The 10,094-nt window shown below is 62.3% G+C and carries 7 protein-coding genes; 5 read left to right on the top strand and 2 right to left on the bottom strand.

Annotated features, from left to right (window positions below; genetic code table 11):
* The 5 genes from KDH09_11725 to KDH09_11705 all read left to right on the top strand — a co-directional run.
* Positions 1 to 807, top strand: an 807-nt coding sequence (locus tag KDH09_11725) for a TIGR02147 family protein (GenBank protein ID MCB0220356.1), incomplete at its 5' end; no start/stop codon positions are given.
* Positions 804 to 3,863: a chitobiase/beta-hexosaminidase C-terminal domain-containing protein gene (locus KDH09_11720; GenBank protein MCB0220355.1), complete on the top strand. Its 3,060-nt coding sequence runs from the start codon at positions 804 to 806 to the stop codon at positions 3,861 to 3,863. The genes KDH09_11725 and KDH09_11720, both read left to right, overlap by 4 nt.
* A gap of 19 nt (positions 3,864 to 3,882) precedes the next feature.
* On the top strand, positions 3,883 to 5,625 hold the full coding sequence (locus KDH09_11715; GenBank protein ID MCB0220354.1) for a DUF1565 domain-containing protein: 1,743 nt from the start codon (positions 3,883 to 3,885) through the stop codon (positions 5,623 to 5,625).
* A 25-nt stretch (positions 5,626 to 5,650) separates the two neighbouring features.
* The gene (locus tag KDH09_11710) at positions 5,651 to 7,399 is read left to right on the top strand and encodes a hypothetical protein (GenBank protein ID MCB0220353.1); all 1,749 of its coding nucleotides are present in this window, start codon (positions 5,651 to 5,653) and stop codon (positions 7,397 to 7,399) included.
* A 47-nt stretch (positions 7,400 to 7,446) separates the two neighbouring features.
* Positions 7,447 to 8,334 carry a GGDEF domain-containing protein gene (locus KDH09_11705; protein MCB0220352.1) on the top strand — a complete coding sequence of 296 codons (888 nt, stop codon included), beginning with the start codon at positions 7,447 to 7,449 and terminating at the stop codon, positions 8,332 to 8,334.
* Between the two features lie 521 nt (positions 8,335 to 8,855).
* Here KDH09_11705 and KDH09_11700 read toward each other — a convergent pair.
* Both KDH09_11700 and KDH09_11695 read right to left on the bottom strand, forming a co-directional pair.
* Positions 8,856 to 9,269, bottom strand: a complete 414-nt coding sequence (locus KDH09_11700; protein MCB0220351.1) for a PaaI family thioesterase — start codon at positions 9,267 to 9,269, stop codon at positions 8,856 to 8,858.
* A gap of 15 nt (positions 9,270 to 9,284) precedes the next feature.
* On the bottom strand, positions 9,285 to 10,094 hold an 810-nt coding region (locus tag KDH09_11695), incomplete at its 5' end, for a MaoC family dehydratase N-terminal domain-containing protein (GenBank protein ID MCB0220350.1).

Below are 10,094 nucleotides of genomic sequence, written 5' to 3'. Positions count from 1 at the left end.
CTCAAGGAAACCCAGCGCGGATTTTCCTACCGGCAGTTCTCGCGGCGTGCCGGGTTTTCTACCTCCAATTTCCTGATGCTCGTGGCCGATGGAAAGCGCAATCTCTCAGAAGCCTCCATTCCCAAGTTCGCCCGCGGGCTGGGCCTCAGTGAGAGCGAAGAAAAGCTCTTCGAAGCGCTGGTGCTGCTGGGACAGGCAAGCAGCGACGCCGAGCGCAACGAGTATTACGGACTGCTTCGCCGCATCCGCAGGGCGCGTAGCAAGGGCGTGGAACTCAAGAAGGCGCAGTTCGACGTCTACACCCACTGGATCGCGATTCCCATTCGCGAACTGATGCACCACGAGGATTTCCGTGAAGACCCGGCGTGGATCGCCAAGCGATTTCGTGCCCAGGTCAAACCCAGCGAAGTCCGCCGGGCGATCACCCTTCTGGAGAAAACCGGACTGGCCATTCGCGACGACGAGGGCCGCCTGCAACCGGCGAGCCCGACGCTGCTCTCCCAGCCCACCCTGCAATCGCTGGCGGCCCGCAACTTCCACCGCACCATGTGGGAAAAGGCGATCAAGAGTTTGGACGGCGTTCCGCAAAGCGAGCGCAACATCACCTCGGTCACCGTGAATCTCACGGCCAGGGAATACGAGCAGGTGTGCGCCGAAATCGACGACTTTCGGCGCGAGCTCCTTCAGCAGATCACGGCCTGGCACGAAACCAAAGCAGACAAAGACAACAACGATTCGGGCGAACCCAAGGAAGTCTACACCCTGGGCTTCCATGTGGTTCCGTTAACGGAGGATAAGAAGTCATGAGGATCGCTTGGGGATGGATTGGGCTAGCCCTGCTGGTTCAGGTGCTTGCAGGATGCGAGGGGACCGAAACGGGCAATGCGATCGCGCAGACGGAGCTTCTTTCGCCGGTGACGACGATCAGGATTCCTACTACCGGCGGCACCACCGTTGAAGGGACCACGGTTGACGTGGACAACGACAGCGTGGCCGACGGCGTGGATCTGAGCGGGGATGCGGTCCCCGAGTGGATCTACATACCCTCGGACACTTCCGGCAGTGTGGGGATCGATCAGGACGGGAACGGCATTGCGGAGTTCTTCCTCATCGCCGGAAGCCCGCCGATGGTGCGCCTCAACACAGTGGCCGATGAAAGCGGAGAGAACGTCGCCGTGGTCGTCAATGCGATGGACACTCCCATCGGTGTGGATCTCGACGGCGACGCGGTCTCGGACGACGATACGCTTACGCAGATCAATACAGACGTGATCTCCCCCATGGTGATTGCCAGCCCCTCGGGTGGCATGTTCGATGCGCCAGTGAACGTGCTGCTCGTCTGCAGCGATGACGTTGCCTGCGGGGCCATCTCCTACACACTCGACGGCAGCGATCCTGATTTTGCTGGAAACGGCACCGTAACGGTGGGGAGCTCTTCCATCACGGTGGTCGGCGATCTGGCCAGCGGCCTGTTCACGGTGAAGTTCCTGGCACGTGACAGCGCGGGCAACCTCAGTGGTATTCAGAGCGAGATCTATGACGTCAACCTGGCGCCGGTGGCGGTGGCCGACCTCGAGGTCAGCGTGGTGCAAAACAGCTCGGGCGTCATCGAGCTGACTGGCGTCGATGGGGAGGACCTGGTAGCCGAGCTGACGGTGAACGTGGGGATGCTTCCGGTCAACGGCTCGCTGGACGTGAACACGGGCCCGGCACCGCTGAGCGTCACCTACACGCCGGACATGAACTACAACGACAAGGATTCGCTCACCTTCACGGTGACCGACACCGACGGCAACGTCTCGGATCCGCTGGTCGTGACGATTCTCATCGACTCGGACTTCGACCGGCTCTCCGACGCCGACGAGGTGATCTACGGCAGCGACGCCGGCGATTCCGATTCCGACAACGACGGCATTCTCGACGGCGTGGAGGTGATCGGCGGATTCGATCCAACACTTGTCGACACCGACGGCGACGGGCTCTCCGACGGGCTCGAGGATCTCAACCACGACGGCGTGCGCGATCCCTTTGAACTCGATCCGACCGACGCTGATTCAGATGATGACGGCCTGTCCGATGGCGACGAAGTTGCGGCTCTTACCAACCCCAATGACGCTGATAGTGACGGGGACGGCCAGTGCGACGGGCTGCGCGCCGACAATGACGGTGACGTGATCGACCCGCCCGATCCGTGCATCGGTGCCGAGGGCGTGCTCTACGTCGACGTCTCCAACGTGTCCGGTACCGAAAACGGGTTCACCTGGGCGACAGCCTTCACGAAGGTCCAGCCCGCTATCGACGCGGCCGAATACGGCGATGAGGTCTGGGTGGCGGCGGGGACTTATACCTCGGGCAGCAACTTCCCCGTGGCCCAGATGGTGCCCGGCGGCTCGCTCTTCGGCGGTTTTACCGGGACCGAAACCATGCGCGGCGCGCGCGACTGGGTCGCCAATCCCTCGATCCTCAATGGCGACCAGACCGACGACGGGCCGACCCTGGACGATGCCGCGAGCGTGATCTGGGGTGCCGGATACACCCGGATCTCGGGATTCCGCGTCACCGGAGGAAATACCGAAGCGGGCTGCCCGCAGTTCGGCCCCTACTGTACCACGGGTGCGGGCATGGCCAATCTCGGCGCCGGCCTCGATGAGATGTTCGTCGACGACGTAATCTTCCACGACAACCACACGGACGGCGCGACGATTTACAACTTCGGCGCCACAATCTCGTTCTCCAACGTGCTGATTGTCGGAAACACCGGTTATTCCGCCACGGCCGGCATGGAGAGCGCCTCCACTACGCTAGATCTGGACAACGTCGCGTTCGTTCACAATATGGGAGACGTAACCAGTGTCGGAGGCGGCCTGGACGTCGCCAATCAAGGTTCCGTTGTGACAGCAAGCAACGTCACGTTCGTGCGCAATGAGGCCGACTACGGGGGCGGGGTCAACATCGACAGCGGCTTGGTCACGATCGTCGGTGCGACCTTCAGCGAGAACACGGCCATCGTCGGCGGCGGACTGCGCGCGGGAGAGATCACTCAGCCTGTCGACACTGACGATACCTTCCTGCTTGCCAACGTGACCTTTCGCGGCAACGTGGCCGCCGAGAGCGGCGGCGCGATCCTGCTCGATGGCAGCACCAACGATTTCGGTGAGTTCGTCAACGTCACCTTCGATTCCAACCAGGCGGACGCCGACACCGGTGACATGACCGACGGCGTGGGCGGCGCGGTTGCCACCATCGATGGCGACTACGAAATCAGCAATGCCGCCTTCTATGGGAATCTCGATCAGGACGACGGCGGTTCCCCGATGACTTCGGAGCTCAACATCATCGGCGGCACCCTCCTTGCGAGTTACTCGTGCAACGAGACCGGCATCGCGGGCACCGGCAACGTGATGCTCGCGGGCCTGCCCTTTGAATACGCCACGGCGAGCCCGATGAGCTTTCTCGACCCTGCCGGCGCGGACACCTCCTGCATCGACGCCGGCAACCCCGGCATCGCCAGCGCCGCGCTCGGGTTCGGAACCTGGCAGGCGCAAACGACCCGCGCCGACGGGCAAACCCAGAGCGACATCGACGGCGTGAACACGGAGACCCCCGACGGCGGGCGTCACTACGATCCCTTCGCGGTGCGCATCGACAGCTTCAGCGCCGACGGCACGAACATCACCTGGACCGGCGCCTATGCGGGCAACTGCTTCCTCTTCAATGACGCAAACGACGCCGTGGCAGTGATCCCCGAAGCGGATCTCGACGGCGGAATGCTCGCCCACGCTCAGGCGGGCGGAACCGAACTCTTTTTGATCTGCATGGGGAACGCAGGCGAGCCCGCCGTGGCAACTGCGATCGTTCCGTAAACAAGAAGAAGGCGAGGGCATGGATATGAAGAAACCCGGAAATGCAAAGTGGAGCTTGAGCACACTGGCACTGCTGATCGGTGTCCTCTTGGGCGGGTGTCCGCTCACCGAGGATCCGATTGCTCAAACTCCCTGCGAGATCCCCGAAGGGGTGCTCCTCGTCGATCAGGCCAACGACTCGGGCGACGAGGACGGCAGATCATGGGAGAGTGCGTTCACCACTGTCCAGGCGGCGGTCGACGCGGCCACTACCGGCGAGGAAGTCTGGGTCGCGGCGGGGACTTACAAGTCGGGCGGCAACGAGACTCTCGTCCTCATGGCCGATGGGGTCTCCGTTCTCGGCGGATTTGCCGGGGGCGAGTGCAGTGCCGCCGAGCGCGACTGGATCGTAAACCCGACGACTTTGGACGGCGACAGCACTGGCGACGGACCCACGAGCGACGATGCCTGGCACGTGGTCGAAGGTGCTTCGGGTGCCCGGTTTTCAGGCTTTCAGGTGACCGGCGGCTATGGGGACTTTCCCTGCGGTGACGTCCCCAGCTGCGTCTTCGGCAGCGCGATGTACAACATTGATGTCAGCAATCTGAGTGTCGATCACGTCATTTTCCACGGCAACGCAGGCTTCTTTGCACCCGTTTCCAATGTTCGTTCGAGCGTTTCTTTCGCGGACACAATCTACTTTGGCAACACCGGCACCAAGGAAACCGGCGGACTCCTGATCGGCGACTCCGAGGTGGCCCTCAACAACATCGCCTTCGTCAGCAACCACGGCGGCGGTGCATCCGAAGGCGGCGCACTCACCGAGACCAACTCCACGGTGATGGTGACCAATGCATCCGCCGTCCGGAACAATGCGCATGAAGGTGGCGCGATCTGGCAGAACGGCGGATCGGTGACCATCGTCGGCGCGACGTTCAGGGAAAACTCCGCCTACAGGGGCGGCGCGCTGCAACAGGATATCGGCTCGCTCTGGCTCACCAACACGAGCTTCGAGGGCAACATGGCGGCCGTCGTCGGCGGGGCCCTGCACCTGTGGGCCGATGCCACCATTACCAGCAGCACCTTCGCCTACAACGAGGCCGATTTCGTCGAGCACGAGGGCTACGACTTCGAAGGCGCCGCCATCTTCACCACCGATGGTGAGATAACGATTACAAACAGTGCGCTCTACGGGAATCTCGACCACAACGACGAAGGGGTCGGCGGCCCCGCACCGGCGGATACCTTTGCGGTCAAGGGCAGCGCCATCACCACGAGCTACACCTGCAACGAAACCGGCCTTTCCGGCACCGGCAACGTGACGCTCGCGGGCCTGCCCTTCGAGCAACCCAACGCAAGTGGTGAGCTGTTTCTTGACCCCGCGGGCGCCGATACCGGCTGCATCGACGCGGGCGACAATGACGCGGCCGACGCCGCCATCGGCGAGGGATTGTGGGAGGCGCAGACCACCCGGGCCGACGGCATGAGTGAGGCAGACGTCGACGGAATGGGAACCGAGCAGGCCGATGCCGGGCGTCACTACGATCCCTTCGCTGTGCGCATCGATTCCTTCAGCGCCGACGGGGCCAACGCCACCTGGACCGGCGCCTATGCCGACAACTGTTTCCTCTTCAACGATGCAAACAAGACCATCATTGCGGTTCCCGAGATGGATCTCTACGGCGGCACGCTGGCCCACGCGCAGGCGGGCGGCACCGAACTTTTCTTCATCTGCATGGGAAGCGCGGGCGAGCCGGCCGTGGCAACGGCGATCAATCCGTAAGCAACAAGAAGGCGGGAGCATGGATATGAAGAAACCGGAAAACGCAAAATGGAGCTTGAGCGCATTGGCACTGCTGATCGCTGCCCTCATGGGTGGATGCCCGCTCACCGAGGATCCGATTGCTCTACCTGCCTGCGAGCCCCCTGAAAACGTGCTCTACGTCAATCAGAACAACGACTCGGGCGACGAAGACGGCACTACCTGGGAGAGCGCCTTCACCAGCGTTCAGGCGGCTGTGGACGCGGCCACCTCCGGTGACGAAGTTTGGGTCGCGGCCGGGACCTACAAGTCGGGAAGCACGGACCCCGTACTCACCATGGCCGAGGGGGTGTCGGTCTTCGGCGGGTTCACCGGCGGCGAGTGCACGCACGAGGACAGCGACTGGATTGCCAACCCCACGATTTTGGACGGCGACAACACCGGCGACGGGCCCACCACCGACGACTCCTGGCACGTGGTTGTGGGGGCAAGCAGCGCCCGGTTTTCGGGCTTCCAGGTAACCGGCGGCCATGTCGACTATCCGTGTGACGGCCCCTTCGAGTGCATCAGCGGGAGCGCGATGTACAACGACAGCGTGAGCGGGCTGAGCATTGATCACGTCGTCTTCCATCACAACACCGCTTTCAATTGTTCGATACTCACCGGTTTTTCAGGCGTATCGTTCTCGGACGTAATCCTTTTCGCGAACGCGGGAACCTGGGGGAACGGCGGACTGTGCCTCCTGATGTCGGATACGGCGATGGGCAACGTCGCTTTCGTGAACAACCAGGGCGGCCCCCATTCCTCTGGCGGGGGGATGTCCAATGGCGGCGGGATGTCCGACGACTATTCGCTCATGGCAATGAACCTCACCTTCTCGCGCAACAGCGCCACGTACGGAGGGGGCTTGTATATACTGGCCAGCGATGCCACCACCTTCGTCAACGCGACGTTCGCCGAGAACTACGGCGACCAGGGCGGCGCTGTCTACAACGATTCCGGAGAATTCACGCTCATCAACGCCACGTTTCGCGGCAATCTCGCTGAATCCGACGGTGGTGCCGCGTTCCTCTGGGACGACTCGTCCCTCATCAACGTGAGCTTCGAGTCCAACGAAGCCGACTTTCTCGACGATGATCACGACGGCGTGGGCGGAGCGATTCTTGTGGAATCCAGCAGCGTGGAGGTCATCAACGGCGCTTTCTACGGAAACCTCGATGACAACCCTGCATCCAGCAATCCCGTGAGCTCGGAGATCGTCGTGAGCGGGAGCGGCAACCTGACGGCCAGCCACACCTGCAACGAGACCGACATCGAAGGCACTGGCAATGTCACCCTTACGGGCCAGCCCTTCGAACAACCCAACGCGGGTGGCGAGCTGTTTCTTGATCCCGCAGGCGCCGATACAGGCTGCATCGACGCGGGCGACAACGCCGCCGCCGACGCCGCCATCGGCGAGGGCCTTTGGGAGGCGCAGACCACCCGCGCCGATGGACAAACCGAGAGCGACATCGACGGCACAGGCAGTGAAACTGTCGATGACGGGCGTCACTACGACCCAAGCGCGGTGCGCATCGATTCCTTCAAGGCCGACGCCACCAACATCACATGGACCAGCACCTATGCTGAGAGCTGCCACCTCTTCAACGACGAAGACCGCAGCGTGCTGGTAACGTCCGTTGCCGGTCTTGGCGGCGGCGTGCTCGCCCACGGGCAGACCGGCGGCACGGAGCTCTTCCTCATCTGTATGGGGAGCGCGGGTGAGCCCGCAGTGGCCGTGGTCACAGTGCCCTAGCGGGCACTGGGTGAGGGGCGGCCCAAATGCAGGGAGGGGATGTTTCAATGGAATCCGCAGTCCGGGTATTCGTGACGATAATGATGATGTCGCTGACCCTTTCGTGCGACGGCGGCGCCGCGCTGCAAGTGCCCCTTCCGGGCGGGCTGCCACCCATCGCGGCGATCGCCGATGCGCGGGCAGCATTGGCGGGTCCAAATCACGCCATGCGCCTATTCAGCCACGCGCAGCTCATTGGCTACGGCGCGCCTTTGGTGCTCGCAGTTATGGCTCTGGCCGGAACCGTCTTTCTTGCGGGCGCATGGCACAAACGCGAAGCACAGTTCCAGGCACTTTCGAGGCAGCTGGCAATGATGACCTTCCTTGCAAAGCTCTCGCGCGAGCGGGAAGCGGAGTTTCGGGCGCTCTCACTGACCGATCCGTTGACGTGCCTGGCCAATCGCAGGCGATTCATGGCGGAGCTTTCCGAGGAAGTGACACGGGCCAGGCGTGCAAGCCGCCCCATGTCGCTTCTCATGTGCGATATCGACCACTTCAAAAAGATCAACGACACCTACGGGCATGCTGTTGGAGACGAAGTGCTCCGACAGATTGCCCGAGCCCTTGCAGGCGTTGCCCGCTCTGACTTGGACATCGCAGCCCGCGTGGGAGGAGAGGAATTTGCGATCCTGGCCGTTGAAACGGACCTCGAAGGTGCGCGGGTTTTGGCAGAGCGCATCCGCCGCACCGTCGCGGCGCTCTCGTTTCGTTGCGGCGGTGAGCAATTCAATGTGACGGTGAGCATCGGCGTCACCTCCCACACCGGGGCGAACCTCGACGGCGAAAGCCTGCTGGAAGCCGCTGACAGCCTGCTCTATCGCGCCAAGAACTCCGGGCGCCACAGGGTCGAAGCAGCGTCCCTTCGCGACATCGTTACTCTCTCCGCCGCCAGCTAGGAAGCTCGCTGCGAATTTCGCAGTGCTCGTGGCCTGCACCGGTTTTCTACAACCATCCCCGTGAGAATATGTTTGAAGCCCTCTATGCCCCTGGCCAGTGCTGCTGCTGAAGTTCCGGCTCGGAGACGATGTCCTCTCATCCTAACACCACCATCACCCGATTCAGCAGCCGGCAGACGGTGATGCTCGAGGAGCTGCGCATCGAGAGCTACTTCCCGATGGATCCTCTAACAGAGAAAGTATGCCGGAAGTTGGTGGGAAGGTAGCGAGATCTCAGCCATACAAGGGGCAAGGCGCATCGGTGCCTCAGTGAACCGCAAGAGCCATCGCAAATCCGTGGATTGAGAAAACGTGCGGCGTGTTGCGGCACTCAATGCCTCTCAACTCCCTCGAGACACCCTCCGGGTGCCCGATTTCGAGTCCCGTCCGCTCCGCCACTTTCACGCTTCTGACCCCAAGCAATTACGGAAGTAAATACTCCCCCACTGCGAATATTGTGATCGTGAGTCCATAAGCGGCTCTTAGCCGGTTCGGTACACGAGGTTGCCGATCGCGATCAGGCGGTCGGTTTCCTTTGTACGGACGGAGACATCGCAGAAGATGAGTTCTTTCGCCCGACCGGTGGCGCGGGCTTCGGCGATGATATCTTCACCGCGGGCGGCGGCGAGGTATTGCACTGTGAAGGAGACAGTAGCCGCGCGCGTTCCTTTTTGGGGGTCGTGACCACTCCAGGCAGCCAGCGCGCCGGTGAGATCCATGAGCGAGGCGATTACCCCGCCATGGTAGGCGTTGCCGCTGCTGACCAGGTCGCTCTTGAAGGGCAGGTGTACACGCGCCATGTCGGGGACGGTTTTGAGGATCTCGAACCCGAGCACCTTGTGGAAGGGAAGCTCGGGATACATCTGCACGATTGCATCCATGTGATTTGCGACCATCAGCTCTCTCCAGACTCAGACGAACTCGGCGACGCCATTCTTGAGCACGATGGTGCCGTCCTGGATGAGGGCATCGAACCCGACGCGGCCCTCTCCCTCGCTCCAGACGCGCGTGGTGACAGTGTCTCCGGGGCGCACCGGGCGTGCAAAGCGATTGCCAAATTGCTTGAGCCGCGTGGCATCCCCGTCCAGGCATCCGTCGATCACGGCCTGTGAAGCAAAGGCCATGGTGCACAGGCCGTGGAGAATGACGCCGCCGAGGCCCGCGCGCTTTCCCGCCTCGGGGTCCATGTGGATGGGGTTGCGATCGCCCGAGGCCTGTCCGTAGCGGGTGGCCTGATCGGGGGTGACTTCCATGACGGTCTTGAACAGCCAGTTGCGTGCCGGTTCGGGCTCAGGGGGTTTCTTGGTTGAAGCACCATCCTTTGCGCGAATGAAAAAGACAAAGCGGGATTCGGTGAGCAGCTCGCCTGCTTTATTGGTCGCGCGGGTATCAATGGTGAGTGTCTCACCGGTGTCCTTGGTCTCGACTCCTGCGATGATCGCCTGGCTGGTCACGTTCTGGTTGGACCACACAGGCTGGTGGTAGCGAAACACCTGCTCGCCGTGCACGAGCCGAAGAAAATCGACGCCCAGGTCCGGGCGCCCTAGCACGCGCGCCATTCCGGGCGAGGAATAGGTGAAGGCAAAGCAGGGTGGGGCCAGCAGTCTCTCGGCGCTGGCAAAGAGGGGATTGTCTTCGTTCGTGGCCTCGGCGTACTTTCGGATTTTCTCGTCCGTGATTTCGAAGTTTGCCGGTTTGCCTGTGCGACCCACCGCTTCCTT

Source organism: Chrysiogenia bacterium (assembly GCA_020434085.1).
Classification (GTDB): Bacteria; JAGRBM01; JAGRBM01; order JAGRBM01; family JAGRBM01; genus JAGRBM01.
This window is presented reverse-complemented; position numbering and strand designations above follow the sequence as displayed.